The sequence below is a fragment of the Mesorhizobium sp. P2_D1 genome (assembly GCF_056404455.1).
On the sequence record NZ_JBFUDZ010000007.1, the window covers coordinates 41,857 to 65,895 of the forward strand.

Genomic DNA, 24,039 nt, shown 5'->3' on the forward strand with positions numbered 1-24,039 from the left:
AAGCTTGTCGCCAAAGGGATAAAAAATGTCGCAGAATTCTGCATCGCTGGACGCATTGTTCGGCCCCGTTGCGGCAAAGCCCGACGGTTCGGAAGTGCTTGCGGCGCTGACGGCGGCAGCACGCGAACGCATCCTTATCCTCGACGGCGCCATGGGCACGCAGATCCAGGGCCTTGGTTTCGACGAAGGCCAGTTTCGCGGCGAGGCCTTCGCCGGCTGCGCCTGCCACCAGCAAGGTAATAACGACCTTTTGATCCTGACCCAGCCCGGGGCGATCGAGGAGATCCACTATCAGTACGCCATATCAGGCGCCGATATCCTCGAGACCAACACCTTCTCCTCGACCTCGATCGCCCAGGCTGACTACGGCATGGAGGATGCCGTCTATGCGTTGAACCGCGACGGGGCGCGGCTGGTGCGCCGCGCAGCGCTGAGGGCGCAGCAGCAGGACGGCAAACGCCGTTTCGTCGCCGGCGCCCTGGGGCCGACCAACCGAACGGCGTCGATGTCGCCTGACGTCAACAACCCCGGCTATCGCGCCGTGACTTTCGACGATCTGCGCCTCGCCTATGGCGAACAGTTGCGCGGGTTGATCGACGGCGGCGCCGACATCATCCTGATCGAGACCATCTTCGACACGCTGAACGCCAAGGCGGCGATCTTCGCCTGCAACGAGATATTCATCGAGAAGGGCGTGCACCTGCCGGTGATGATCTCCGGCACCATCACAGACCTGTCCGGCCGCACGCTGTCCGGCCAGACGCCTACGGCCTTCTGGCATTCTGTGCGTCACGCCAGCCCGTTCACCATCGGCCTCAACTGCGCGCTCGGCGCCAAGGCCATGCGCGCGCATCTGGCCGAGATTTCAGGCGTCGCCAACACGTTCACCTGTGCCTATCCGAATGCCGGCCTGCCCAACGAGTTCGGCCGGTATGACGAGAGCCCGGAATTCATGGCCGCGCAGATCGAGGATTTCGCCCGCGAGGGGCTGGTCAATGTCGTCGGCGGCTGCTGCGGCTCGACGCCGGATCACATCCGGGCGATCGCCGAGGCAGTGCGGAAATATCCGCCGCGCGCCATTCCCGAGATCGAGCCCAAGATGCGCCTGTCCGGGCTGGAGCCGTTCACGCTGACCGACGAGATTGCGTTCGTCAATGTCGGCGAGCGGACCAACGTCACGGGGTCGGCCAGGTTCCGCAAGCTGATCACGGCGGGCGACTATGCCGCCGCGCTCGACGTGGCGCGCGACCAGGTCGCCAACGGCGCCCAGATCATCGACATCAACATGGACGAGGGGCTGATCGATTCGAAGAAGGCGATGGTCAGTTATCTCAACCTGGTCGCCGCCGAGCCGGACATCGCCCGCGTCCCGGTGATGGTCGACAGTTCGAAATGGGAGATCATCGAGGCCGGCCTGAAATGCGTGCAGGGCAAGCCGCTGGTCAACTCCATCTCGATGAAGGAAGGCGAGGAGGCGTTCCTGCATCATGCCAGGCTGGTGCGCGCCTATGGCGCGGCTGTGGTCGTCATGGCCTTCGACGAGGACGGCCAGGCCGACACCAAAGCGCGCAAGGTCGAGATCTGCACACGTGCCTACAAGCTCCTGACCGAACAGGCCGGCTTTCCGCCTGAGGACATCGTCTTCGACCCCAACGTCTTCGCCATCGCCACCGGCATAGAGCAGCACGACAATTACGGCGTCGACTTCATCGAGGCGACCGGCGAGATCACCGCGACGCTGCCGCATGTCCACATTTCCGGCGGCGTGTCGAACCTCTCCTTCTCGTTCCGCGGCAACGAGCCGGTGCGCGAGGCGATGCACGCCGTGTTCCTCTACCACGCCATCCAGCGCGGCATGGACATGGGCATCGTCAATGCCGGCCAGCTTGCGTTCTACGACACGATCGAACCGGAACTGCGCGAGGCCTGCGAAGATGTCGTGCTCAACCGCGTGCCCAAGGCCGGCGGCACCGCAACCGAACGCATGCTGGAGATCGCCGAACGCTTCAAGGGCACGGCGGGCCAGGAGGCCAGGGAGCGCGATCTCGCCTGGCGCGAATTGCCGGTCGAGCAGCGGATCAGCCATGCGCTGGTCAACGGCATCACAGAGTTCATCGATGCCGATACCGAGGAAGCGCGGCTGGCGGCCGAGCGCCCGTTGCATGTCATCGAAGGCCCGCTGATGGCCGGCATGAATGTCGTCGGCGACCTGTTCGGCGCGGGAAAAATGTTCCTGCCGCAAGTGGTGAAGTCCGCTCGGGTGATGAAACAAGCCGTCGCAGGACTATTGCCGCACATGGAGGCTGAGAAGCTGACCAACGCAGCCAATGGCATCGACAATGGTGAGCGCCAGACGGCGGGAAAAATCCTGATGGCGACGGTGAAGGGCGATGTCCATGACATCGGCAAGAACATCGTCGGCGTCGTACTCGCCTGCAACAATTACGAGATTATCGATCTCGGCGTCATGGTGCCGGCGGCCAAGATCCTGCAGACGGCGCGCGAGCAGCACGTTGACATCATCGGTCTTTCCGGCCTGATCACGCCGTCGCTCGACGAGATGGCGCACATGGCCGCCGAGATGGAGCGCGAGGGTTTCGACATTCCGCTGCTGATCGGCGGCGCGACGACCAGTCGCGTGCACACGGCGGTGAAGATCCACCCGCGCTATACCAGGGGTCAGACCGTCTATGTCACCGATGCCAGCCGGGCGGTCGGCGTGGTCTCGTCCTTGCTGTCGAACGAGACCAAGGACGGCTATGTCGACGCGGTGCGCGCCGAATACAAGAAGGTCGCCGATGCGCATGCCCGCTCCGAAGCCGACAAGCTGCGGCTGCCGCTGGCCAAGGCGAGAGCCAACGCACACCGGATCGACTGGGCGAGCTACGAGCCGCCAAAACCGTCCTTCACAGGCGTGAAGGTCTTTGAGAACTGGGACCTCGCCGAACTCGCGCGCTACATCGACTGGACGCCATTCTTCCAGACCTGGGAGTTGAAGGGGCGTTATCCGAAGATACTCGAAGACGAGGCGCAGGGTCCCGCCGCTCGCCAGCTGTTCGAGGATGCGCAGGCGATGCTGAAGAAGATCATCGCCGAAAAATGGTTCGCGCCACGCGGCGTCATCGGCTTCTGGCCGGCCAATGCCGTCGGCGACGATATCAAATTGTTCACGGAAGAAGCGCGCTCACAGGAACTGGCGACCTTCTTCACCTTGCGCCAGCAGCTGACCAAGCGCGACGGCAAGGCCAATGTCGCGCTGTCGGATTTCGTCGCTCCGTCGGACAGTGGCAAGCCCGATTATATAGGCGGCTTCATCGTCACCGCCGGCATCGAGGAGGTGGCGATCGCCGAACGGTTCGAGCGGGCGAACGACGACTATTCCTCGATCATGGTCAAGGCCTTGGCCGATCGCTTCGCCGAGGCCTACGCCGAGCGCATACATGAGAAGGTGCGCCAGGAGTTCTGGGGCTACGCGGCAGACGAGAAGCTGGCGCCAGACGAACTGATCGGCGAGCCCTATCGCGGTATCCGTCCGGCGCCCGGCTATCCGGCGCAACCCGACCACACCGAGAAGGCGACGCTCTTCCGGCTGCTCGACGGCGAAGGCAATGCGGGGGTGAGCCTGACCGAAAGCTATGCGATGTGGCCGGGCTCGTCTGTGTCGGGGATCTATCTGTCGCATCCCGAAAGTTATTATTTCGGCGTCGCCAAGGTCGAACGCGACCAGGTCGAGGACTACGCACGCCGCAAGGCCATGCCGTTGGCCGAGGTCGAGCGCTGGCTCGGACCCATCCTCAACTATGTTCCGGCGCACCATGCCGAGGCGGCTGAATAGCGCGGCAAGGTCTGTCGCCTTTTCGCTCTGACAGTCGGTGTGAACGGGACTCAGGCGCAGGTGTTTTGACTCTGGTTCACGCTGTGCCGTCGACAGAATTTGCTCTGGTTGCCGGCTTGTGATCCATGGCGTGGCGGTTACACCTTCGGGGTAGCCGTCTTTGCAGTTGGAGCGCCAAATGACTGTCCTCACACGCCGTAGGCTTTTGAAAACGGCAGCGATTGCCGGCGCCGGCGGGGTAGGGCTCTCGGCCATGGGCAGGTTTGCTGGCTGGGCCGCTGCCGGGCCTGAGCCGGTGGTGCTGGGGACGGCCAAAATCCAGGCGAAGCTGATGGATGTCGGCCAGACCAGGGATGTGCTGAGCTATGGCAACGCCGGAATGCCGCCGGTACTCAGGATGAAAAAGGGCGAGCCCTTCGCCGCGCGGCTTGTCAATGCGATCGACGATCCGACGACGATCCATTGGCACGGCATTCGCGTGCCGAACAAGATGGATGGCGTGCCGTTTCTCGTCCAGCCCTATGTCTATACCGGTGATCATTTCGACTACGCCTTCACGCCGCCCGACGCCGGCACCTTCTGGTACCACCCGCACTGCAACACGCTGACCCAGATGGGCCACGGCCTGACGGGCGTAATCGTGGTCGAAAACCCCGGCGATCCGAAGTTCGATGCCGAGATGGTCCTCAATCTGCGCGACTGGCGGCTCGGCGACGACGGCCAGTTCATCGACCAGTTCCGGCCGCGCGATGCCGCAAGAACCGGCACCTACGGCACCGTGCGTACCGCCAACTGGCTCGATCAGCCCCAATATGACGCGCCGGCCGGCGGGCTGGTGCGGCTCAGGGTCGCCATCACCGACGTCACGCGGATCTATGCTTTTCTCGTCGATGGCGCGGAGGCCTCCGTCATGGCGCTTGACGGCAATCCGGTCCCGCAGCGTTTTTCTCCCGATGCTCTGCAGCTTGGACCCGGCCAGCGCATGGAGCTGGCCATCCGCATGCCCGACGACGAGGGCGCGATCGTCAGCCTGCGAGACGTCAGGGGCACCAAGCCCAAGGTGCTCGCGACCCTGCGCGCGACTGGAATCTCGCTCAAGCGCGACATTCGTGATGTTGCACCCCTCGAGGTCAATCCGGTGGCGGAGGTGGATCTCACCGCCGCCCAGCATATTTCGCTGGCGCTCAGCGCCACTGCGGAAAACGTCCCGAGCGATGGCATCTGCGGTTCGCTTGGCTATAGTTTCTGGGCAATCAACAAGGTGCCGTGGCCAGGCGATACGCCCGATCCAACCGCGCCATTGGCCGAATTGAAGCTCGGCAGAAGCTATGTCATCGACATGGAGAACCTGACGCCGCAATCCCATCCGATGCATCTGCACGGCATAAGCTTCAAGGTGTTGTCGTCCTCGACGCGCCAGGTTCAGCCGTTGATTTCGGACACCTATCTCATCCAACCCAACGAGAAGGTGAGCCTGGGCTTCGTCGCCGACAATCTCGGCGACTGGCTGCTGCACTGCCACATCATCGAGCACCAGAAATCGGGAATGACGAGCTATGTCAGGGTGGCCTGAACCCGGTTTCAATGGCTCGGAGATGGGTGGGATGGTTGTTCTAACGCTGCATTGACGAGCGAGAAATTGCCGCCGGCTTGCGGTTTCGTTGGCAAAAGGGGGCGATTCCCTGCTATTGCCGCCTCGAAATCGAGAAGCATGGAAGCACCTGCATGACCAATGTCGCCTTGACCGGGCTTGCCCGCGATCTCGCCAGCCGTGCCGCCGAGGGCCGCCCGGTGCGCATCGGCGTTATCGGCTCGGGCGAGATGGGCACCGATCTGGTCACGCAAGGCATGCTGATGAAGGGCATTTCGGTCTGCGCGGTCTCGACCCGCCGCCCGCACACCGCGCGCGAGGCCATCCGTATTGCCTATGGCGATGAAGCGATGGCGGTCGAAGCCGACACCGCATCGAAAGTCACCGGCGCCATCGAGAGCGGCAAGATCGCCATCACCTCCAACGAGATGCTGGTCACCAATCCGCTGATCGACGTCGTCATCGACGCCACCGGCAAGCCGGGCGTCGCCGCTGATTTCGACCTGATGGCGATGGAGCACGGCAAGCATCTGGTGATGATGAACGTTGAGGCCGACGTCACCATCGGCTGTTATCTGAAGCAGCAGGCCGACCGGCTGGGCGTCGTCTATTCGGTCGGTGCCGGTGACGAGCCGTCAAGCTGCATGGAATTGATCGAGTTTGCGTCCGCGCTCGGCTACACCATCGTCTCCGCGGGCAAAGGCAAGAACAACCCGCTCAACCATGATGCGGTGCCGGACGACTATCGCGAGGAAGCGATCCGCCGCAACATGAACCCACGCATGCTGGTCGAGTTCGTCGACGGCTCAAAAACCATGGTCGAGATGTGCGCCATCGCCAACGCCACCGGGCTGGTGCCCGATGTCCCCGGCATGCATGGTCCGAAGGCCGATCGCGATGACCTCGCCAAGGTGCTCATCCCGCGTGAGGACGGCGGGCTCCTGTTGAAGAAGGGCGTCGTCGACTACACGGTCGGCAAGGGCGTCGCGCCCGGCGTCTTCGTCATCGTCGAGGCGACGCATCCGCGCATCATCGAGCGCATGGACGATCTGCATATCGGCCACGGCCCCTATTACAGCCTGTTCCGGCCGTATCATCTGACCTCGCTGGAAGTGCCGCTGACCGCCGCCCGCATTGTGCTTTTCGGCAAGCCCGACATGGTGCCGCTGCCAAAGCCGGTGGCAGAAGTGTGCGCCGTCGCCAAGCGCGATCTCGCCGCCGGCGAGACGTTCGATGCGATCGGCGAGACCTGCTATCGCTCCTGGACCATGACAACAGGTGACGCTCGCGCCCAACGCGCCGTGCCGGTCGGCCTGCTCGAGGGCGGCAAGGTGTTGAAGTCGGTCCGGAAAGGCGAACTGCTGAACGCCGACAATGCCGCGCCCGACCAGACCACGCGGCTGTTCGCCCTGCGCCAGCTGCAGGACGAGATGCTGTACGGGAAAACATGATCCCGAACTGAAAGGTCCGCGTTAGCGAGGAATGGGAACCGGTCTTCGGAAAGGATCATACCCAAGCAGGCCGTTATGGCGTTGTCATGACAAATGTACTATGTTGTAGTGACAAATCGCTGAGGAGCCGCGAATGAACCTTCAGATCAGGGACCCGCGAGCTCGTGAACTGGCACGACGGCTCGCCGCCAAACGCAAGATTTCTATGACCGAAGCGGTCATCGAAGCGCTGGAATCCGAGCTGAAGCGGGAAAGCGGGCGCGTTCCCATGGCGGATCGGCTGGCTGCCATTGCGAACGATTTCAAGACCAAAGCGGGCAAGGGCGGCCGGCCTGTGAGCAAGGACGAGATCGATGACATGTGGGGACATCCCTGATGTTCGTCGACACCTCCGTGGTTGTCGCAATTCTTTCAGGAGAAAGGGATGCTGGCGAGTGGAGCAACCGCATCGAGGCAGCACCCCACAGGATCACCTCCCCTCTGGTAGTACTTGAAGCGGCGATGCGGCTTTCCACTATGCTTGCCGTCGAACCCGTCATCGCGGAAGCGGCGATAGAGGCTTTTCTCCGCGAGGCTGAAATCGAAATCGTGCCGATCGACGCTGGCGACGCCAAGCTCGCGATCCAGGCCTTTTCAGACTACGGAAAGGGACGTGGGCATCCCGCTCAGCTCAACCTTGCCGATTGCCTATCTTATGCCTGCGCGAAGAGCCACAGCTCAGCGCTACTCCACAAGGGCAATGACTTCTCGCACACAGATCTCGCGTAGCGGGACGTTGGCTCACTTTCCCAGCTCGATCGATCGCAGCCGCGCTGCCTCGACTGCCTCTGTAAGCAGGTTGGTTAGCCTGTCCTCGCCCATCAGCACGCCAAGCGCAGCTGCGGTCGTGCCATTGGGGCTGGTGACCTGCTGGCGCAGCACGCCTGGCTCCTCGCCGCTTTCGGCGGCGAGCGAGGCAGCGCCGTAGACTGTCTGCATGGCGAGCAGCTTGGCGGTTGCCGTCGGCAGGCCAGCCTTCTCGGCGGCCACGGTCAGTGCCTCGATGAAATGGAAAATATAGGCCGGCCCCGATCCGGACACGGCGGTCACCGCATCCATCAGGCCCTCGTCGTCAATGGTGGCCACTTCGCCACTCGCCGACAATAGGTCGGAAACGAAACGCTTGGTGTCGTCGGAGACTAGTCGGTTGGAGAACACCACCATCATGCCCTTGCCGATGGCAGCGGGCGTGTTGGGCATGCAGCGCACAACCGGTGCGCGGCTGCCCAGGATTTCTTCGAAAGTGGCGGCCGGTGTCCCGGCAGCGATGCTGACGAAGGTGGTGCGGCCGTCGCCGAAGCGCTTGTAGGCGGCCGTCACGTCGCGGATCACTTGCGGCTTCACCGCGATGACGACGAGATCGGGAACGGCATCGGCTGGAATGCCGCCGGCATCGGCTGATGTCCCGCAGCCCAGCACTGCTGCTCGATTGCGTAGGTCGGCATTGGGCTCGACCACGAAGACCGCCGATGGTTGAAGCTTGCCGGATTTCAGCCAGCCCGAGAGCATGGCGTAACCCATATTGCCGCAGCCGGCGAGAACGAGCTTGATCGTCATGGAACCCTCCGAAGGAAGGCCTTCACATAGACGCTCGCGGTTCGGTGGGGAAGCCCCGTCAGGACGGACGAGAAGACCGCTAACCGCGATCGGAATCCCGCACTGCCATGGGCCGCAGCGACACCTGTCTCAGCCCAAGCACGCCGAGCACGAAGAACAGCCAGACCGGGTCGCCGCGATGGAAGAAGAAGCTTTCGAGGAAGGCGTTGAGCGCCGTGAACAGCACCACCATCATGAAGAAGTCGCCGAGATAGATGTTTTCCTTGCGAAGCGGGATACGCATGTAGTCGCGCAGCGGCGCGATAAGGAAGGTGTAGACCGCGATGCAAAGTGCCGGAATGCCCATCAGTACGGCGATGTCGAGATAGCCGTCATGGCCGTGCACGATGGTTCTGATGTCCCACGGTCGATCGAAGGGCTGGTCCTGGTTGAGCAGCAGCGGCGTGCCCCAGAAGCTTTCATAGCCGTAGCCGGTCCATGGTCTCTTCGCCAGCATACTGCCGGCGAACTCCCACAGCGTCGTGCGCCCGGTATAGGTGAGGTCGGGGAAATAGATCGCCGCCAGATGCTTCACCAGCGGCAGGAAGACGATGCCGAGCGTGCCGACCGCCGTGCCGATCATCGCCAGCGCAAACAGGACCGGCGTGCCGAGCCGCATGCCCATCAAGCTCGGAAACATGACGATCAGGATCGAGAACGGCACGAGGCCCGCTGTCGTCTTGGAGCCGGTGTGCAGCATGAAGATCATTGCCGCGCAGAAGATCGCCGCCCCCCAACGCCGCTGCCCGCGCCGATAGAGGTACAGGCCGGCGAAACTGAAACAGGCCATGATCGGGCCGGCGATGTTCTTGTGGGTGAACACGCCACGCCACAGGCCGGCATGTTCGGGCTCCTGCGAGTCGGCGGTGTGCATGGCTTCGTGCGGAAAGACGATGAGGCCGAAATAGGACAGGCCCATGACCACGACGGCGGTGAAGATGATGACCTTTGAGAAAGCCTCGGCGTCGCGCGGCAAGACCAGGATCGTCGCCATCGTCAAAATGCCGATCAGCGTGAACGAGGCGGCACGCATCGCCGTGGGCGGGTCGGTTGCCAGCACCACCGACAGGAAAAAGAAGCCCAGCATCAGCACCCAGGACGGGCTGAGCAGCGAGCGCACCACGCGCGGATCGGCGAAAGCCATCAGCGAGAAGATCGACATGGCGCCGAGCGAGCCGAAGCCAAGCTGGTTGACGATGTCGCCACCTTCGCCGGTCAGTTCGGCGCCGGCCGGCTGGAACGGCCGGAAGGACACCATGATGATGGTGAACAGCAGTGCTGCGATCGCGGTCGCCACGCCTTCGCGCGTGAACGCGGCGCTGAGTGGCGCACGCTCAGTTTTTCTCAGGCTGGCGGTATTGCTCATTGGCATATCCGAATTCGGCCAGCACGCGGCCCAGCGCCACATGGACGGGATAGATGGCGATCGCCGGCGATCCTGTCCGCGCCAGTCGGAGCATGCCGCGAAACGGCGAGGCGGCAAGCAGCGCCAGGCTCTTCAGCAACACCATGGCGCCGGCCAGCGGCGTGCCGGCGCGTTTCTTCTTTTCGACCAGTGTCGAGATCACGCCGTTGCGCAGGCTGCGGGCACGGATCCAGTCGGCCTCGAGGCGCCGGGCCGGAACGGTTTCACGCACTTGTCCCTCGGCGCACCAGCCCAGCACGAAGCCTCTCTGCGCGGACCGGCTGAGAAAATCGGAATCACCGCCGCCCATGAAGTTGAATTTCAGATCGAGAAAGGGCGGACCCATGGCGATCAGAACGTTGCGTCCGACCAAAAGATTGCCGGACGAATAGAGCGCCGGCACGCGTCCAGTTGCCCGGTAGGGCGGCGCAAACACCGGATGCTCGGCCCATTTCGCATGGGCGGGGTCGGCAAAGTCGGGCACCTGCGGACCGCCGACGATATCGGCGCCGAGCGTTTCGGCCGCCGTGCACATCCGTTCCAGCCATTGCGGATCGGCGATCTCGTCATCATCGATGACCAGCAGATGCCTGAAGTTGGGGAATTGCAGGATCGCTGTCTGCCAGCCGGCATTGTAGGCGCTGCAATTGCCGCGCTGATGGGCGATGATGACCAGACCTGAAATCTCGCCGCGCTCGAACAGCGGCGCCGCCGCCTTGGCGCCGGCACGCGCTTCGGCTTCATTTTCCATGACGATGACGGCAAAGCGCCGGCCGGTTTGCTGCGCACGCAGCGACGCCAGCGTTTCCAGCACCTGCTCGGGCCGCTTGAAGGTCGGCAAGGTGACGACGACTTCGACAGCCTCGACGTCAAGCCGGGGCGAGCGCCACGCGATCGATACCGAACCGTCCGATGGCAAAGGGATCATCTGTGTCCAGCCACATGGTGAGTTGGGTTCTGGTAGCACCACGGTGATAAGGTTTCGTTAATCACCTTGCACGGAGAAGCCCGCCAGGCAGCGGCTTTCGCTCGTCGATTGTGCTCGCTTAATCAAGGGTTCACCGCACTTTGCTACCGGCTACACCACAGGATAGGTGAGATGCATCTGCTGTTCGCCACATCGATCGTGCCCGACGGCGCTCTTGCCTCGGGCTATGAGATCGCCAACGCTGCAATCATCGCTGCTTTGCGGCGCGCTGGCGCGCGCGTCACCGTCATCGGCTTCACCTGGCCAGGAAAGCCCGCACACGACCCCGAAAACACCGTGGTGCTGGGTACGATCGACGTGCGCACGGACAATGCCTCTGCACGACAAAAGCTGGCCTGGGTCGGCAAGGCGCTGCTCTCAGGCCTCACCTTCGCCTCGGTCAAGTTGCGCGCAGTGCCCGACAGCGACATTCTCGCCGCGGTCGCACGCGCCGGTCCGTTCGACGGCTATGTGCTGAATTCCGTGCAGTTCGCTGGCGCCTTCGAAAAGCTGTTCGCCGACCGGCCCTCGATCTTCGTCGCCCACAATGTCGAGCATCTTTCGGCGCGGGAGAATGCCGCTGCCGCCGGCAGCCTCTTCCAGCGCCTGCTGTTTCGCCGCGAGGCGAAGTTGCTCGAGACCATGGAAGAGCGTCTCTGCCGCCGCGCGCGCTTCATCTTCACGCTGGCCGAGGAAGACCGCGCGGCACTCGGTGTCGCCTCCGACGACCGCTCGGCGGTGCTGCCTTTGGTGACGGGCGCGCAGGCGCCGAGCGAGGAAGCTTTGCGCCGTATCGACTGCGAGGCAGCGCTGATCGGCACCTGGACCTGGCAGCCGAACCGTATCGGCCTGGACTGGTTCCTGGGCAAGGTGGTGCCGCATCTGCGGCCCGGTTTCCGCATCCGCATCGCCGGCAGCATGCCTGCGGGCGTCACGTCGAAGCATCCCGGTGTCGAATTCGTCGGCCGTGTGCCGGATGCGCAAGCTTTCGTGCGTAGTGCTGCCGTCATCCCGCTGATCAGCACCGCCGGCAGCGGCGTCCAGTTGAAGACCATCGAGACCTTCGAACTCGGCCTGCCCTCCGTCGCCACCAGACGCTCGCTGCGCGGTATCGATCATCGCCCGGCCAATTGCGTCGTCACCGACGATCCGGCCGATTTTGCCCGGGCCCTGGAGGCCGCGGCAGCTGTCATCCATGATGTCGACGGCAGCGCTTTCCGTCGGTCGCAGGTCAGGGCGCTCGATGCCGCCATCCGGCACGGCCTCGAAAAGCTCGGGCCGGTCAGGCAGGAGGCGTTTGCATGAACATGCATGCCGCCCGCACCCCGTCGGGGCTCGACACCTCGAAGACGATCCTCGGTATCCCGGTGCTTGCCATCCGCTGGAACGATGCGGTCGGCCTGCTGAACCGCCTGATTGCCGAGCGGCGCTTTACCAAGGTCAGTTTTCTCAACGCCCACAACGCCAACCTCGCCTCCACAGACCCGGTCTTCGCCGACGCGCTCGATGATTTCCTCATCCTGCCCGACGGCATCGGTGTCGATCTGGCGGCGAAACTTCTTTATGGGGCGCCGTTTCCGGACAATCTCAACGGCACCGATTTCGTCCCCGCCTTCCTGCAGGCCTCGACGACGCCCCTGACGGTCGGGCTGCTCGGCGCGACGCGCGTCAATGCCGAAGCCGCGTCGGCCAAGCTTGCAGCACTTGCTGTGCAGCACAGCTTCGTGGTCATCCATGACGGCTATTTCTCGCCTGCCGAGGAGGCTGGAATAGTCGACCGGATCGAAGAATTGCGGCCGGACGTGCTGCTCGTCGCCATGGGCGTGCCGCGCCAGGAATTGTGGATCGCACGCCATATCGACGCGCGTCACTGCACGCTGCCGATCGCCGTCGGCGCATTGCTCGATTTCCTCAGCGGCGCTGTGCCGCGGGCGCCCTTGTGGATGCGCCGGCTGCGGCTCGAATGGCTGTTTCGGTTGGCCGTCGAACCGGGTCGTCTGTGGCGCCGCTACGTGGTCGGCAATCCCTTGTTCCTGCTGCGCGTCGTCAGGCAGAAACTCTCGCTCACACCGGAAGCTGCGGGAGACATCCATTGAACAGCCGGTTCGTCCCAGGCGCCGCTATCGAGCCAAGCACGCTTCAGCAGCTACCGACGGCGGCAATAGTGACGGCAAGCTATGCACCGGATTTCGAGCGTTGCCGGCTGTTATGCGAAACGCTTGACCATCACGTTTCGGGCGCGGCGCACCACTATATCCTTGTCGAACATCGCGATATCAAGCTTTTCCGTCAGTTGGAGAACGACCGTCGCAGCATCGTCGATGAGCGGGAGTTGCTGCCGCGTTGGCTGCATGCCTTCGATGATCCGCTCAGCCTGTTTCGCCGGCGAGTCTGGCTCAGCCTTAAGACGCAGCCGTTGCGCGGCTGGCACGTGCAGCAATTGCGCCGTATCGCGATCGCCGCGCATGCCGGGGAAGACGTGCTGATCTTCTGCGACTCCGACGTCGCCTTCCTCAAACCTTTCGACTGCGGCGCCTTCTGGCGCGAGGGCAAGGCGCGGCTGTTCCGCCGCGACGGGGTGCTGGCGGACGAGGGGCATGAGGAGCATCGCATCTGGTCGCGCAACGCCGGTACGGCACTCGGTATCGACCCGTCCCGGACATCGGTCCATGACTATATCTCGACGCTGATCGCGTGGCGGCGTGACACCGTGCTGGCCATGTGCGGCGAGATCGAGAAGGTCCATGCGCGTGGCTGGGTCGAGGTTGTCGGCTCGACGCGCAAATTCTCCGAATGCATGATCTACGGCCGCTATGTCGACGATCTGCTGGAGGGTGCCGGCCACTTCCACGCTTCGGAGGAGTTCTGCCGCGTCCACTGGACCGGGCAAGCACTGTCGGACGACGAGTTCCGCCGCTTCGTCGCCGCCATGGCGCCGGAGCAGGTGGCAATCGGCATGCAGTCTTTCATAGGCACCGATATCGGCCGCATCCGCCGTCTGATCGGGCTCAACTAAAGGCCGGATCCTGAAAACGGGCTGGGTTTCCGTCCGCAATTGCGTCAAAGCTGGGGAGATAGGGTGGTTCTGCGTKTCTGTGAACGGTGAACCGCCCTAGACCGGCTTTGCCGGCTTGCGCATCGCCGAATAGGTGAGCAGCGTTGAGGCAAGATACAGAAGCAGGAAGACGACGTTGAGCGACAGCACCAGGTTCGGCGTGTCGAGGATGGTCGTCAGCACATAAGTCAGCAGCACCGCCTTCAGCCCGGCAAGCAGGCCGAGATTGAGCGCCCGCACCAGCGTCTGGCCGCGGGCGAACAGCAGCTCGGCCTGGTATTCGACCAGATTGCGCAGTCCCGGGACGCAGATCGCCAGCGCCACCAGAGGGGCGGCCTCGGCGACGTTCTTGCCGAGCGCATTGGGGAAGAAATGCAGCACGATGCCAAGCGTCAGCAGCGCCAGTGTCGAGACCGCGAAAACGCCGCCTTCAATGCCGCTCTTGACCGCCAGCCGTGACAGCAGCTCCGGCGCGCGCATCATGCGCTGCACCAGCATCATCGAGAAGGTGCGGATCGGAATGGCCGTCAGGTCGACCAGCCGCATGATGATGGCGTAGATACCGGCCAGATGCGGTCCGCCGATCGCCAGGACCAGCAGCTTGTCGAACTCCATCTGCAGATAAAACAGCACTTCGGCCCCGGCCACGTAGATGGAGTCGGCCAGTCGCCGAAGATAAAGCTCGATGCGCAGCCGCAAACGCTGGCGCGGGTAGAAGAAGCCGAAGGCAATCAGCAACGAGGCGGCATTGGCGCCGATATAGAACCACGACCATATCCAGACGCTGTGATGCGCACAGAACATGAACAGCACCGCGCCGAGCGCCCGCAGCGCCGTCGCCAGGATGGCCAGCAGCGCGGCGCGGCCGAACTTGCCCAGGCCGTTGTTGACGATCAGCGCCACCTCCACCGGCCGCCACAACAGCGCTTCGGCAAAGACGATTGCCGCAAACACCGACAGCGGCACGGTGTCGGCGAAGAAGATCAGGTAAACGCCGAACGAGGCCGCGGCCAACAGCGGCAGCGACAGCAGGCCGAGTAGCAGGAAGCCGGCGGTGAAGGTGCCGATCAGATTGGGGCGGATGGTGGCGGTGCGATAGAGTGCCGAGATGAAACCGAAGGCGAGAATGCGCGACAGCATGACGCCGGCCGCCGATGCGGTGGCGAACATGCCGAATTCGGAAATCGACAGCGTGTTGGCCAGCGCGATGAAATAGGCGAGTGAAAACACCAGCCGCCCGCCGGCGCCGCTGATCGCCGAGAAATAGTCGCGCAGCAGCCCTCGTCGTTCGGCCAAAAAAGTGCCGATCCGGGCGAGGGTGGGCCGCCTTTGCGGTATGTCACTGGCTTGCGTCATATCTCCAGGGAGAGCTTAGGTCGGAAAACTTAACGTGCCGTTCTGGAGCCCAGGGGCGTGTTGAAAAATAGGTGCTGGCGGAGGGAGAAACGGCGGCTTCGGTGGGCGAAAATTAACCTTTTGTTTTCCATGCCTGTTTAGCGTGGCTTAACGAATGGCGAAGCGCCGTTTGCAGGCCGCCAAGGGTAAAGCTCCAGACGATGGTCGACAGGGAAAACCGTGAAGACTGGAAGCGCGAGCGTTCGCTGCTGGCGCTTGGCAAGGCTGTGCGTGGCGACGACGAACCCGACGCGTCCCTGGTCTCGATCGGGGACCGGGCGGACCCGTCATGGCGCGAGGATGCCGCCACGCGCCATCGTCTCGCCCGGTCACAGCGCGAAGCGCGGACGAGCCCTTCGCAGCGCGAGGCGCTGTCGAATCCGAAGCTGCCGGATGCCGTTGCAACAGATGGATATCAGGCTGGCCATGAGCCAGCTTCGTCTGCGCAGGTGCCGCCTGAAGGCGGTCGATCCGCTGACGATTATTCAGCAACCAGGTCGGCATCATCGGACTACGCGCAAACCACGTCACGGACTGCTGAAACCGCAGGCACCACCTATCGCCCCGATCGCACATCCGAACCTTACCATTCAGGCGACGCGCGGGCGTCCCGCAACGACGGCGCGGACAGCCAGCAATGGAAGCCGCTGATCGATCCGATGCAGGTCGTCCGCGGCGTTGGCAAGTCGAAGCTTCTGATCGTGGCGACGACGATACTGGGTGCCGGGCTCGGCATCGCCATCGCGCTGTCGACGCCGAAGAAATACGAAGCCACCACGGAACTGATCGTCGATCCGCGCGACCTGAAGCTCACCGACCGCGACCTCACCCAGTCGGTCGTCGCCTCCGACGCCACGCTGGCCATCGTCGAAAACCAGGTCCGGGTGCTGACGTCCGGCACCGTTTTGAACAAGGTCGTCGACAAACTCAATCTCGTCAACGACCCGGAATTCAATGGGCAGGGTAGCGGCGGCCTCGGCGTCATGTCGCTCATCCGCTCCATCCTGTCACGCCACGACGGGCCGGGCGGTGTCGACGAGACCCGCCGCCGGGCGCTTACTGTCGGCAATCTGGGCGAAAGCCTTTCGGTCGAGCGCGGCGGCAAGACCTTCGTTATCACCGTCAGCGCCACCACGCAGAATGGCGAGAAATCGGCTCTCATCGCCAACACGATGACGGATGTCTTCCTGCAGACCTTCGGTCAGATCCAGTCCGATACCGCCGGCCGCGCCACCGACGAACTGACGGCCAGGCTTGATGAATTGCGCAAGGGCGTCGAGGCGGCCGAACGCAAGGTAGAGGATTTCAGGGCCACTCACGACCTCGTCGACGCGCAGGGCCACCTCATCAGCGACGACGAGATGCTGAAGCTCAACGAGCAGCTGTCGGTTGCGCGCGCCCGCACGCTGGAACTCAACGCCCGGGCCGCTTCGGCGCGTTCGGTCGACGTCAACTCTATTCTCACCGGCACCTTGCCGGAGGAGATCAACTCCAACACGATGAGCGATCTGCGTTCGCAATATGCGTCGCTCAAGCAGGAGGCCGACCGCGCCGCCATCCGGTTCGGTCCACGGCACCCCGAACTCCAGGCGCTCAATGCCCAGCTTGCCGGCGCACGCGACCGCATCGCCGCGGAACTGCGTCGCATCGGCTCGTCGCTGCAGGTCGACCTCAAGCGCGCGGTCCAGCTCGAACAGGATCTCGCCTCTCGTCTGGCGCAGCTGAAGGTTCGCAGCGGCGACGTCAACAGCGACCTGGTGTCGATGCGCGAACTGGAGCGTGAGGCCGCCGCCAAGCGTTCCGTCTATGAACAGTATCTGCTGCGCGCCAAGGAGACCGGCGAGCAGAAGGACATCAACACCGCCAACATCAATGTAATCTCGAAGGCCTTCGCGCCGCTTGAGCCGAACGGGCCGTCGCGGGTCGTGGTGGCGCTTGCCGGCCTGCTGCTGGGCTTTGCCTCCGGCGTTGGCCTCGGCGCCATGCGTGGCGCCTATGAGAGCTTGCGTGACACCGCGACATCGCGCTCGCGCCGCGACCGCAGCATGGACGAACGCCGGACGCCTTACGACGACAAGGCATATCAGGCAGCACCGCCGCCGCCAAAACCACCTGCACCGCAGCCGGCGGCACCGCCACCACCGCCACCTGCACCGCCCCCGCCACCGCCTGCACCACCCGCGCCTGTTCAACAGGCTGACGTCACGCCGACCGARGGTCCCGGTCGGATCAGTGCGTTGCTGTCGAAGCTGCGCAAGGCCATGTCCCGCAAGCAGTCCCCGCAGGACACCATCGATGCCGGTGAGTGGGTCTCATCCTTTGCCGAAGGGAAGCCAACGGAAGATCTGACGCACCCCGCCTGTTCCCAGTCGGCAGCGGCCTTTGCGCCCCTGCCGTCGGCCGCGGCAGCCTATCCACCACCGCCTTTCCGGCCCGGCGGCAATGTTGCCTATCCGCAACAGACAGCGCAGCCGCCATTGCCTCCCCACATGATGCCGCAGCGACCTTATTCAGGTCCGCAGGCCTATCCCTATGGGCAGCCGTTAGGCCTTCCGCAGGCGCAGCACTGGCAGGTGCCGCAGCAGCCGGGCTATCCCTACCCGCAGCCCATGCCCGATGCCGGGCAGATGTCTTATCCGCCCCACCCCGCTTCCGCGCCTTATCCGCAACAGCCCACCGCGCCGCAGCAGGCGGCTCAGCCCGACGAGCCATCGGTGGAGGCGCCCCGGGCGGCGGAGGATGTCGAACGGCACGCCCCGATCGACGAAATCCGCGCCAGCCTGCGCGAATTCCGCGAAGCCGTCCGCGAACTTACCGAGACCCGCGCGCGCCGCCGCTACTTCTGAGCCACAAAATAAGTCGCGCTGCCGAACAAAAACATGCCGGTTTCGCGTAAACGGCATGGGACGGCGCTTTGACGGGATTGCGTGTTGGAATTTTCGTGAAAATGCCGCGCTGCATGGTGCCGAGGGCACGCTTCCGAGTTTGACCGGGGCGTGCGGTTTCGCGGCATGCGCCAGACAAGGATCCAGGGTGCCGCATTCATGTTTTCGATGCGGCCGTTTGGGCGGAACGGTGTTGAGGGTGGACCATGGCCGAAGTGATTGATGGGAAGAGCGTCGCCGAAGACGTGGTGCGGACGGTCAAGACCCTGACGGCCGAACTTGTCGCGAAAGGCAAGGCCAAACCCGGTCTTGCCGTGGTCATCGTCGGTGAGGATCCGGCCAGCCAGGTCTATGTCGCTTCCAAGTCGCGCACCGCCAAGGAATGCGGCTTTCATTCCGTCCAGCACACGCTGCCGGCCGAAACCTCCGAGCCGGCATTGCTGAAGATCATCGGTGATCTCAACGCCGATCCGGCCATCAACGGCATCCTGGTGCAGCTTCCGCTGCCCGCCCATATCGACGCCGGCAAGATCATCCAGACCATCGCGCCGGAAAAGGATGTCGATGGCTTTCATTTCATCAATGTCGGCAAGCTCGGCACCGGCGAACTCGAGACCGCCTTCGTGCCTTGCACGCCGGCCGGCTCAATGCTTTTGATCGAGCGCGTGCGCGGCAAGGACCTGTCCGGCCTCAACGCGGTCGTCGTCGGCCGCTCCAACATCGTCGGCAAGCCGATGGCCAACCTCCTGCTTGCCGCCAACTGCACCGTCACCATCGCCCACAGCCGCACCAGGGATTTGCCGGCGCTTGCCCGCACCGCCGACATTCTCGTCGCGGCGGTCGGTCGGCCGGAGATGATCAAGGGTGATTGGGTGAAGCCCGGCGCCACAGTCATCGATGTCGGCATCAACCGCATTCCGGCGCCGGAAAAGGGCGAGGGCAAGTCGCGCCTCGTCGGCGATGTCGCCTATGCCGAAGCGGCGAAGGCCGCCGGCGCCATTACGCCGGTGCCGGGTGGTGTCGGCCCGATGACCATTGCCATGCTGATGGCCAATACGTTAGCCTCTGCCTACCTCGCGGCCGGATTGAAACGGCCGTCCTTCTGACCCACCAGAAAGCCGCAGCTTTGCCGAACCCAACTGTTCCTGTAGAACGGCCGGTCATGACGGATCCCGTTCAAGGCGGCCGGCAGTTCGCTTTCCTGCTGGTCGACAAGTTTTCGATGTTCTCGCTGGCCGCGGCGATCGATACGTTCCGGTCGGCGAACCGGTTGCTTGGCCGCGACTTCTATGGCTGGACGACCGTCTCCGCGGATGGCGATCCGGTGATGGCCTCCAATGGCCTGCCGCTGAAGATCGACTATGCCGTTGCCGACCTGCCGCCGGTCGACATCCTGTTCGTCTCGGTCGGACTGACGACGGAATTTCCCGGCAAGAGCAAGGTGCTGGCGGCGCTGCGCAGCTGGGGCCGGCGCGGCAACGCGCTCGGTGCGCTGTCGGTCGGCTCCTACCTGCTGGCCGAGGCCGGCCAGCTGGAAGGCTATCGCTGCACCATCCATTGGGAAAACCGGGCCGGCTTCGTCGAACGCTTCCCCGACATCAACTGCACGGGCAATGTCTTCGAGATCGACCGCAAGCGCTACACATGCGCCGGCGGCACCACCTCGATCGACCTGATGCTGGAGATCGTGCGCGGCGATTTCGGCTCCAACCTCGCCAATGGCGTCGCCAACCAGTTCCAGCACGAGCGCATCCGCTCGGCCGGCGACCGCCAGCGTGTCGGGCCGGAACGCGATCTCACAGGCAAGTCGGAGAAGCTCAGGCGCATCGTCGAACTGATGGCCGACCACCTCGATGAGCCGCTGTCGGCGGTGCAACTGGCCAAATCCGCCGGCCTGTCGGTGCGCCAGGTCGAGCGCCTGTTCCTGCGCCATCTCAGCGTCACGCCGGGCCGTTATTACATGCGGCTGCGGCTGGAGCGGGCACGCGAATTGCTGCGCCAGACCAACATGCCGATCCTCGACGTGGCGATCGCCACGGGCTTCACCTCGCATTCCTATTTTGCCCAGAGCTACCGGCTGCAATTCGGCAGGCCGCCCTCGGAAGAGCGCCGCACGACCTACTGAGCGGAGGTTTTCGCTTCCGCTCAAGAGTTTGACATTCCGTCCCCTCCCAGCCGCGCCCGGCCTTGTGTCCCGACGCTGCGTCAAATAGCTTCCCGCCCGGATCGGGGCGGATTTGAGGAGATTTCGATGGCGGGATTTGCACGGAGCGTCGCTGCGGCGATCCTCCTTTTGTCGATGACGACGTTCGGCTTTGCCGCAAACAAGGTCATCATCATTCTCGATGCCTCTGGCTCCATGTGGGCGCAGATCGACGGCAAGCCCAAGCTCGAAATCGCCCGTGAATCGCTGAGAACCGTGCTTCAATCGGTTCCCGCCGATGACGAGATCGGCTTCATGGCCTATGGCCATCGCGAAAAAGGCAGTTGCGACGACATCCAGTTGATCGTGCCGCCACAGGCAGGCTCGGCGAGCGCCATCTCGGCCGCCGCCGACAGCCTGAAATTCCTCGGCAAGACGCCGCTGACGGCCGCCGTCAAGCAGGCGGCCGAAGCGTTGAAATACACCGAGGACAAGGCGACCGTCGTCCTCATCACCGACGGGCTGGAAACATGCGGCGGCGATCCGTGCGCGCTTGGCAAGGAACTCGAGGCGTCCGGCGTCGATTTCACCGCTGACGTCGTCGGCTTCGGCCTCACCGCCGACGAAGGCAAGCAGATCGCCTGCCTCGCGGACAACACCGGCGGCAAGTACATCCAGGCCTCCGATGAGAAGGCGTTGCAGGAGGCGCTAGTCGAGACTGTGGCGGCACCAGCGCCAGCACCCGCTCCTGCTCCTGAACCGGCTCCCGCTCCGGCGCCTGCGCCGGAGCCCGCGAAACCGGAATTCAACTTCCAGCCGACGGTGGTGATGGCCGAAGGTGGCGAGCCGATCACCGACGGCAACGCCTGGGAGATCTACAAGGCGAATTCCGACGGCTCGCGCGGGGATTCCGTGACCACCGAATATGGCGCCTACAAGGGCAATCTCGAGCCCGGCGACTATGTCATCGTTGCACGCGACGACGAGGCCAAGGTGGAGCAGAAATTCAAGATCGAGGCCGGCCAGGTCTACAAGCCGCTGTTCACCTTGAACGCGGGCACCATGCTCATTCATCCGCGGCCGAGCCAGGGCGCCGACATCAGTGACGAGGCCCATGTCGACTTCACCTATCCTGGCGGCAACACCACCCACTATGGCGACACCAAGATCATCGTACCGGCGGGTGAACAGAAGGTCACGGTCCAGATCGGCAGCGGCTCGGTGGTTGAGACCATCCAACTGGCCGCCGGTCAGACGATCGAGAAGGACGTCATCGTCGGCGTCGGGCACGTCGTGTTCAACGCTTATTATGTCGCCGGCGGCGACAAGGCAGACAGTTCCGGCCTCGGCTTCCAGATCGTCAAGGCGAAGAAGAAGATCGACGGTTCACGCGACGATGTCGAGCATTCCTATGGACCGGACAGCAAGTTCTGGCTGCCGCCGGACGACTATGTCGCGCTCACCACGCTTGATCTCGCGACCGTCGAACAGCCGTTCAGCGTCAAGGTCGGCGACAATCAGGACATCAAGGTGCCGCTCGGTGCCGGCGTTCTGGCCATGTCGGCCCCTGGCGCCTACTCGATCGAAGTCCTGTCTCCGAAAAAGGACATCCAGGGCAATCGCAAGGCGCTTGGCCTGAACTATGGCGACGCCTGGCAGCAGACCATTCCGGCCGGCGATTACGTGGTCGTCCGGCACATGTCCGATGAAGGCCATGACAAGGAAATGCCGGTGACGGTCAAGGCTGGCGAGCGTACCGAGATCACCGTTACGCCATGACCGCTGTCTGAAAGGCAGCAAAAAAGGGCGGCTGTCAGCCGCCCTTTTTCATCGACAGGACGATGATTTCGTCACGCCGTGCCGAAGGCGCTGGCGCCATGGTCGGCACGGCCGACCAACTGGCGGAAGCCGGCAAACAGCTCGCGGCCGAAACCGAATTCATTGCCGATGAGGTCGGCATCCGCCGTCCGGCGCAGTGCAAACTCGCCGGCCGGCACCAGCACTTCCAGCGTTCCCGCGTTGGCATCGAGACGGATGATGTCGCCATCATGGATCCTGGCGATCGGCCCATCCTCGACTGCTTCCGGCGTGACATGGATGGCGGCCGGCACCTTGCCGGAGGCGCCCGACATGCGCCCGTCGGTGACCAGCGCCACGCGCTGGCCACGGTCCTGCAGGATGCCGAGCACCGTTGTTAGCTTGTGCAGTTCCGGCATCCCATTGGCCTTCGGCCCCTGGAAGCGGATGACGGCGATGAAATCACCGGTCAGCGTTCCCGCCTTGAACGCCTCGTTCAGTCCTTGCTGGCTATCGTAGACCTTGGCCGGCGCCTCGATGACGCGCCGCTCCGGCTTTACCGCAGAGGTCTTGATGACGGCATGGCCGAGATTGCCCGACAGCACCTTCAGACCACCGGTTGCCTGGAACGCCTTGTTGAACGGCGCCAGCACCTTCTCGTCACCGCTTTCGCGCGGTGAGGCTTCGCGCACCACGCTGCCGTCGGCGCCGAGCTTGGCCTCGACCGCATAGGGCCGCAGGCCTTCGCCCCACACCGTCTGTACATCCTCGTGCAGGATGCCTTCGTCGAGCAGTTCGCGGATCAGGAAGCCGAGCCCACCTGCCGCGTGGAAGTGGTTCACGTCGGCGAGACCATTCGGATAAACTCGCGCCAGCAGTGGCACGGCTTCCGACAGGTCGGAAATGTCCTGCCAGGTGATGGCGATGCCGGCCGCCGCCGCCATGGCGATCAGGTGGATGGTGTGATTGGTCGAGCCGCCGGTGGCATGCAGGCCGACGACGCCGTTGACGATCGAACGCTCGTCGATCATCCGCCCGACCGGCGTATAGGCATTGCCGAGCGCGGTGATCGCCAGCGCCCGCTTCGTCGCCTCGCGCGTCAAGGCTTCGCGCAGCGGCGTGCCGGGATTGACGAAGGAGGCGCCCGGCGTATGCAGGCCCATGATCTCCATCAGCATCTGGTTGGAATTGGCCGTGCCGTAGAAGGTGCAGGTTCCCGGCCCGTGGTAGGACTTGGACTCGGCCTCCAGCAGTTCGGCCCGTCCCGCCTTGCCCTCCGCATAGAGCTGGCGGACCTTGGCCTTTTCGTCGTTCGGCAGGCCGGTGGTCATCGGCCCGGCCGGAATGAACACCGCCGGCAGATGGCCGAAGGTCAGCGCGGCGATCACCAATCCTGGCACGATCTTGTCGCAGACGCCGAGATAGACGGCGGCGTCGAACATGTTGTGCGACAGGCCGATCGCCGCGGCCATGGCGATCACATCGCGCGAAAACAGCGACAGCTCCATGCCGGGCTGGCCTTGCGTGACACCATCGCACATTGCCGGCACGCCGCCGGCCACCTGGGCGATGCCGCCGGCCTCACGCGCCGCGTCCTTGATCAGCGCCGGAAAGGTCTCGAACGGCTGATGCGCCGACAGCATGTCGTTGTAGGAGGTGATGATGCCGAGGTTCGACACCGTGTCCGCACCCAGCGCCAGCTTTTCCGAGGGGCTGCACACCGCAAAGCCGTGGGCGAGGTTGCCGCAGGACAGCACGGCCCGGTTGGCGGTGCGGTTCGACGCTTCGGCGATACGGCCGAGGTAGCGCTCGCGGCCTGGTCTGGAACGCTGGCGGATGCGTTCGGTGATGGCTTCGATGTCGCGTCTGGCGGTCATGGT

At 63.9% G+C, this 24,039-nt stretch carries 17 protein-coding genes; 12 read left to right on the plus strand and 5 right to left on the minus strand.

Annotated features, from left to right (window positions below):
* Positions 1–25: 25 nt before the first annotated feature.
* From metH to AC1D0I_RS08290, 5 genes are all read left to right on the plus strand, one after another.
* Positions 26–3,835, plus strand: coding sequence for a methionine synthase (metH, locus tag AC1D0I_RS08270; RefSeq protein WP_477394272.1), 3,810 nt, complete (start codon positions 26–28; stop codon positions 3,833–3,835).
* A gap of 178 nt (positions 3,836–4,013) precedes the next feature.
* On the plus strand, positions 4,014–5,408 hold the full coding sequence (locus AC1D0I_RS08275; protein ID WP_477394274.1) for a multicopper oxidase family protein: 1,395 nt from the start codon (positions 4,014–4,016) through the stop codon (positions 5,406–5,408).
* A gap of 152 nt (positions 5,409–5,560) precedes the next feature.
* Positions 5,561–6,877, plus strand: coding sequence for an NAD(P)H-dependent oxidoreductase (locus AC1D0I_RS08280; protein WP_477394276.1), 1,317 nt, complete (start codon positions 5,561–5,563; stop codon positions 6,875–6,877).
* Between the two features lie 133 nt (positions 6,878–7,010).
* Positions 7,011–7,253 carry a type II toxin-antitoxin system VapB family antitoxin gene (locus AC1D0I_RS08285; RefSeq protein WP_477394278.1) on the plus strand — a complete coding sequence of 81 codons (243 nt, stop codon included), beginning with the start codon at positions 7,011–7,013 and terminating at the stop codon, positions 7,251–7,253.
* On the plus strand, positions 7,253–7,645 hold the full coding sequence (locus AC1D0I_RS08290; RefSeq protein ID WP_477394280.1) for a type II toxin-antitoxin system VapC family toxin: 393 nt from the start codon (positions 7,253–7,255) through the stop codon (positions 7,643–7,645). The genes AC1D0I_RS08285 and AC1D0I_RS08290 overlap by 1 nt, the downstream gene beginning before the upstream one ends.
* A gap of 12 nt (positions 7,646–7,657) precedes the next feature.
* Here the strand turns inward: AC1D0I_RS08290 and proC are convergent, their stop codons facing one another.
* The 3 genes from proC to AC1D0I_RS08305 all read right to left on the minus strand — a co-directional run bounded on the left by proC (position 7,658) and on the right by AC1D0I_RS08305 (position 10,845).
* Positions 7,658–8,473, minus strand: a complete 816-nt coding sequence (gene proC, locus AC1D0I_RS08295) for a pyrroline-5-carboxylate reductase (protein ID WP_477394282.1) — start codon at positions 8,471–8,473, stop codon at positions 7,658–7,660.
* Positions 8,474–8,552: 79 nt separating this feature from the next.
* Positions 8,553–9,878 (minus strand): O-antigen ligase family protein, encoded by a 1,326-nt coding sequence (locus AC1D0I_RS08300; RefSeq protein WP_477394284.1) that lies wholly within the window; start codon positions 9,876–9,878, stop codon positions 8,553–8,555.
* Complete coding sequence (locus AC1D0I_RS08305; protein ID WP_477394286.1) at positions 9,847–10,845, minus strand: glycosyltransferase family 2 protein; 999 nt, start codon at positions 10,843–10,845, stop codon at positions 9,847–9,849. Before AC1D0I_RS08305 ends, AC1D0I_RS08300 begins: the two co-directional genes overlap by 32 nt.
* Positions 10,846–11,016: 171 nt before the next feature.
* On the opposite strand from AC1D0I_RS08305, the gene AC1D0I_RS08310 reads away from it, so the two are divergent.
* Genes AC1D0I_RS08310 through AC1D0I_RS08320 form a run of 3 tightly spaced genes read left to right on the plus strand, consistent with a single transcriptional unit; the run spans position 11,017 to position 13,900 of the window.
* Positions 11,017–12,189, plus strand: coding sequence for a glycosyltransferase family 4 protein (locus AC1D0I_RS08310; RefSeq protein WP_477394288.1), 1,173 nt, complete (start codon positions 11,017–11,019; stop codon positions 12,187–12,189).
* Positions 12,186–12,980 (plus strand): WecB/TagA/CpsF family glycosyltransferase, encoded by a 795-nt coding sequence (locus AC1D0I_RS08315; RefSeq protein ID WP_477394290.1) that lies wholly within the window; start codon positions 12,186–12,188, stop codon positions 12,978–12,980. Before AC1D0I_RS08310 ends, AC1D0I_RS08315 begins: the two co-directional genes overlap by 4 nt.
* Positions 12,977–13,900 (plus strand): DUF6492 family protein, encoded by a 924-nt coding sequence (locus AC1D0I_RS08320; RefSeq protein WP_477394292.1) that lies wholly within the window; start codon positions 12,977–12,979, stop codon positions 13,898–13,900. Before AC1D0I_RS08315 ends, AC1D0I_RS08320 begins: the two co-directional genes overlap by 4 nt.
* Positions 13,901–13,996: 96 nt before the next feature.
* Here AC1D0I_RS08320 and AC1D0I_RS08325 read toward each other — a convergent pair whose 3' ends face one another.
* Positions 13,997–15,295 (minus strand): lipopolysaccharide biosynthesis protein, encoded by a 1,299-nt coding sequence (locus tag AC1D0I_RS08325; RefSeq protein WP_477394294.1) that lies wholly within the window; start codon positions 15,293–15,295, stop codon positions 13,997–13,999.
* 200 nt (positions 15,296–15,495) lie between these two features.
* Here AC1D0I_RS08325 and AC1D0I_RS08330 point away from each other — a divergent pair, with 200 nt between their 5' ends.
* The 4 genes from AC1D0I_RS08330 to AC1D0I_RS08345 all read left to right on the plus strand — a co-directional run bounded on the left by AC1D0I_RS08330 (position 15,496) and on the right by AC1D0I_RS08345 (position 22,141).
* Positions 15,496–18,180 (plus strand): Wzz/FepE/Etk N-terminal domain-containing protein, encoded by a 2,685-nt coding sequence (locus AC1D0I_RS08330; protein WP_477394295.1) that lies wholly within the window; start codon positions 15,496–15,498, stop codon positions 18,178–18,180.
* 245 nt (positions 18,181–18,425) lie between these two features.
* Complete coding sequence (folD, locus tag AC1D0I_RS08335; protein WP_095088586.1) at positions 18,426–19,325, plus strand: bifunctional methylenetetrahydrofolate dehydrogenase/methenyltetrahydrofolate cyclohydrolase FolD; 900 nt, start codon at positions 18,426–18,428, stop codon at positions 19,323–19,325.
* A gap of 56 nt (positions 19,326–19,381) precedes the next feature.
* Complete coding sequence (locus tag AC1D0I_RS08340) at positions 19,382–20,344, plus strand: GlxA family transcriptional regulator (protein WP_013530232.1); 963 nt, start codon at positions 19,382–19,384, stop codon at positions 20,342–20,344.
* A 126-nt stretch (positions 20,345–20,470) separates the two neighbouring features.
* Entirely contained in the window at positions 20,471–22,141 is a 1,671-nt protein-coding gene (locus AC1D0I_RS08345; RefSeq protein WP_477394297.1) for a vWA domain-containing protein, read from the plus strand.
* A gap of 71 nt (positions 22,142–22,212) precedes the next feature.
* Here AC1D0I_RS08345 and edd read toward each other — a convergent pair whose 3' ends face one another.
* Complete coding sequence (gene edd / locus AC1D0I_RS08350; protein WP_477394299.1) at positions 22,213–24,036, minus strand: phosphogluconate dehydratase; 1,824 nt, start codon at positions 24,034–24,036, stop codon at positions 22,213–22,215.
* Positions 24,037–24,039 lie beyond the last annotated feature (3 nt).

Excerpts from the sequence above, each read along its gene's own strand:
- edd (WP_477394299.1), bottom strand. The coding sequence starts at position 24,036 with ATGACCGCCAGACGCGACATCGAAGCCATCACCGAACGCATCCGCCAG.
- AC1D0I_RS08280 (WP_477394276.1), top strand. The coding sequence starts at position 5,561 with ATGACCAATGTCGCCTTGACCGGGCTTGCCCGCGATCTCGCCAGCCGT.
- proC (WP_477394282.1), bottom strand. The coding sequence starts at position 8,473 with ATGACGATCAAGCTCGTTCTCGCCGGCTGCGGCAATATGGGTTACGCC.
- AC1D0I_RS08325 (WP_477394294.1), bottom strand. The coding sequence starts at position 15,295 with ATGACGCAAGCCAGTGACATACCGCAAAGGCGGCCCACCCTCGCCCGG.
- AC1D0I_RS08300 (WP_477394284.1), bottom strand. The coding sequence starts at position 9,878 with ATGAGCAATACCGCCAGCCTGAGAAAAACTGAGCGTGCGCCACTCAGC.
- AC1D0I_RS08310 (WP_477394288.1), top strand. The coding sequence starts at position 11,017 with ATGCATCTGCTGTTCGCCACATCGATCGTGCCCGACGGCGCTCTTGCC.
- AC1D0I_RS08290 (WP_477394280.1), top strand. The coding sequence starts at position 7,253 with ATGTTCGTCGACACCTCCGTGGTTGTCGCAATTCTTTCAGGAGAAAGG.
- AC1D0I_RS08315 (WP_477394290.1), top strand. The coding sequence starts at position 12,186 with ATGAACATGCATGCCGCCCGCACCCCGTCGGGGCTCGACACCTCGAAG.
- folD (WP_095088586.1), top strand. The coding sequence starts at position 18,426 with ATGGCCGAAGTGATTGATGGGAAGAGCGTCGCCGAAGACGTGGTGCGG.
- AC1D0I_RS08340 (WP_013530232.1), top strand. The coding sequence starts at position 19,382 with ATGACGGATCCCGTTCAAGGCGGCCGGCAGTTCGCTTTCCTGCTGGTC.
- metH (WP_477394272.1), top strand. The coding sequence starts at position 26 with ATGTCGCAGAATTCTGCATCGCTGGACGCATTGTTCGGCCCCGTTGCG.
- AC1D0I_RS08285 (WP_477394278.1), top strand. The coding sequence starts at position 7,011 with ATGAACCTTCAGATCAGGGACCCGCGAGCTCGTGAACTGGCACGACGG.
- AC1D0I_RS08275 (WP_477394274.1), top strand. The coding sequence starts at position 4,014 with ATGACTGTCCTCACACGCCGTAGGCTTTTGAAAACGGCAGCGATTGCC.
- AC1D0I_RS08345 (WP_477394297.1), top strand. The coding sequence starts at position 20,471 with ATGGCGGGATTTGCACGGAGCGTCGCTGCGGCGATCCTCCTTTTGTCG.
- AC1D0I_RS08305 (WP_477394286.1), bottom strand. The coding sequence starts at position 10,845 with ATGATCCCTTTGCCATCGGACGGTTCGGTATCGATCGCGTGGCGCTCG.